Genomic DNA, 2,727 nt, shown 5'->3' on the forward strand with positions numbered 1-2,727 from the left:
CACAGGTGATCCAAAATTCTGCGGACTGTAGGCGCGTCATCCGTGTATAAATGTGAGGGGACTGCCTCTCTCACGTTGAACTAACCGGCGAGTTAGGCAACGCGATTGAGGGTACACGAATCAGCAATCGTCTCTCGCTTTTTGTTTTCGCCAAAAATTCGCGGCCCAGCAACTTTCGACTTTTCTAACACAATCTGCCAGAAGCTGCCGTGAGCGGATATTGCCAACGACGGGCTTGGTGAACCAGCCCCGGATGAAGCCGCGCGTGAGAAATGGCTGACAAAGAGGCGCGAAGGGCGCCACGGAATCTCACGGCATCTGGATGGAACGGCTCCGTTCCACACGCTGTGTCCGCCAAAATAAGGAATCATGGTCAAAGCCGTCAGCCTTGAGCCGCGCTTGGTGCCAATCGAAGTCTTGCTGGCGGACGAGCGCCCGGTATTGCCGCGGCGGCAAGCCGAAGCGTGCGTGAAACGCCCGGCTGAACTGGCTCTTACCGCCGAAGCCACAACATTTGACGATTTCCTTCAGCGAACACTCGTCGCCACCGTCGTCCAGCATGAGCCGGAGGGCCTGATCGAGCCGGCGCTTCAACAACACCGAGCGAATGCCACCTTCAGCCGCCAATAGACGATAGAGCGACGCGCGCGAGAGGTGGGCCGCAGCCGCAATCTCGTCGGGCCCGAGGCGCGCGTTGGCGAAATGCGCGTCGATGTAATCGAATGCAGCCTTTCTCTTCGACTTCACACGATCCAATTTGTCGCCTGCAAGCCTCATCCGTGCGAAGGCGGTCGTCAGCCCTACGATTCCCTCGATCGCTGCTTCGGCTTCCCCGACCGTCAGATCGTCGGCCTGCGCATAGAATTCCTGCATCGCTGCACCGATCAGACGCGCAGCGCCGCTGCCATGCGGAAAGACAAAACCATGCGGCTCAAGTCCCAGCAGTGATGTGGGCACGCTGTCGCGGGCAAGGATAAGGATCAGATTCGCGTAGTCGGTGGTTACACTGTGGAACGGCCGCGCATAATCAACGATTTGGATATCGCCTGGCATGACGCGGCCGCGCCGTCCCGCCCAGTCATTGTCACACGAGCCTTCGAGCTCGAGATAGATGAGCAACTGATCGGCGTGGCGCGCAACGAGCGCGGGCCCTCGTGCCATAATGAAAGCCGTGCCCTGACTGCGCATCAGAATCGCGCTGGGCAGATGATAAGTGCGAGTTGACAGGGTGAAGCGTGCTTCTTCCGACGGGTCCGGCAGCGACAGCGTGTAGATGTGCGCGAAGGTGTCTCGAAATGCCTGCCAGAACTGTGGGCCAGATTCCCCTTGCGGATTGCTGTCTAATCCTTGCAGCTTGGGCCATGACCCGCAAATTCCCTTGTCGGTAACATGCGGCTCGGCGGACCCCCGAGCTTGCGAACCTTTCTGGCTATCATTGCTCTTAGTCGTAGTGGCACTCTTAGTCGATATTCCGTTCTTGGCCATCGTATCCTTCTTGATTAAAGCGTCACTCCACAGGGTTGCGCGACCTTAGCACCGCTTTGCGAAATCGCAATGAAGGGCCGGAAGGCCGTAAAAAGCTAACCGAGCGTGGGGTGGGAACTTCTCGTTACGCCCGACGTGAAATTGACACCGCGGATCAGTTTATTGACGGAGCGTCTCATAGGGCAAACGACTCAATGAAGGCCCTGTAGGGGCATGGAGAGAGCAACTCCCCCTGGGCGTTCGAAGCTAAGTTGATGCTCCAGATCAATCCGTTGACGCAGGGTCTCAATCTGTGGCGCAACATGAATTAGTGCTTGAAACGAAATGCGTTTTGCCCCTTACACCTTTCGCGGGACACTCAATGCTTGTGCAGTGACGTACGTCACCGTGCGGCAGTCGAGTATTTGATACGCGCTCAAGCTCGTTAGAAATGGTTCCCAGAAGCGGGAGACGATGCTGCCATGTCATTGGCCAACAAGACCGACGTGCACCAAATGCAAGGGACACGAGACAGTCCCAAGCCCCAATCACGAGGATTTCTTCTTGCGCTCGTTTGCATGGTGATTTTTGTGGCGCTTGCTAAGCTCGTCTTTCCACCGATTACGGGTGGTAACGGACACGCCGTTTGGCTGATTGGTCCGTAATCGTAATACCTGTCTGCCCCCACCCCCCGCGGAGGCGCGCCGGCACTTGCGGTGACATAATGTTGTGGACCAGCCTTCTCGGCTATGCCGCTTCCGCCAGCGTTCTGGCGACTTTCTGCATGAGCGCGATGGTGCCCCTGCGCGCCGCTGCGATCTGCAGCAATCTCTTGTTCGGAACCTACGGTGCGCTGGACCATATATATCCGGTGCTCGTACTCCATGTCATTCTTCTGCCCGTCAACATCGTCCGACTCATCCAAGTCATCGTCTCCGACGACGACCCCGCCACCGTTGCGGTCTCCTCGATCACGCTTACTCCATTGTTGGGCGCGATGCAGTGGCGACAGCTCAAGACCTGGATTGCTGAGTGGCATCGCCGTGCAGTTGAACGGACCGAGTTGATCAAACTGTGCGAACGAGATCGTCGTGACATCCGCATCTCCCGCGCTGATGCGCAAGCCGAGGCACTCAAGCCCTTCTGGCGGGCGTAAACGCTTTCGCTACATTGTTGCGGATGGATTTGCCGATGGGACAAAAAGGCCGCCAAATCGTCATTGGTGATCAAAGTCCAAAGGGTTTTCGGGCCAGTGGTGACGGC

At 57.4% G+C, this 2,727-nt stretch carries 2 protein-coding genes; one reads left to right on the top strand and one right to left on the bottom strand.

Annotated features, from left to right (window positions below; translation table 11 throughout):
- Nucleotides 1-309: 309 nt before the first annotated feature.
- Nucleotides 310-1,485: a helix-turn-helix domain-containing protein gene (locus tag WB528_RS19505; protein WP_423890033.1), complete on the bottom strand. Its 1,176-nt coding sequence runs from the start codon at nt 1,483-1,485 to the stop codon at nt 310-312.
- 763 nt (nt 1,486-2,248) lie between these two features.
- On the opposite strand from WB528_RS19505, the gene WB528_RS19510 reads away from it, so the two are divergent.
- Complete coding sequence (locus WB528_RS19510) at nt 2,249-2,620, top strand: hypothetical protein (protein WP_423890034.1); 372 nt, start codon at nt 2,249-2,251, stop codon at nt 2,618-2,620.
- The last annotated feature ends 107 nt before the right edge of the window (nt 2,621-2,727 follow it).

The sequence above is a fragment of the Bradyrhizobium sp. genome, assembly GCF_049586575.1.
Taxonomy (GTDB): Bacteria; Pseudomonadota; Alphaproteobacteria; order Rhizobiales; family Xanthobacteraceae; genus Bradyrhizobium.

Excerpts from the sequence above, each read along its gene's own strand:
- WB528_RS19505 (WP_423890033.1), bottom strand. The coding sequence starts at position 1,485 with ATGGCCAAGAACGGAATATCGACTAAGAGTGCCACTACGACTAAGAGC.
- WB528_RS19510 (WP_423890034.1), top strand. The coding sequence starts at position 2,249 with ATGAGCGCGATGGTGCCCCTGCGCGCCGCTGCGATCTGCAGCAATCTC.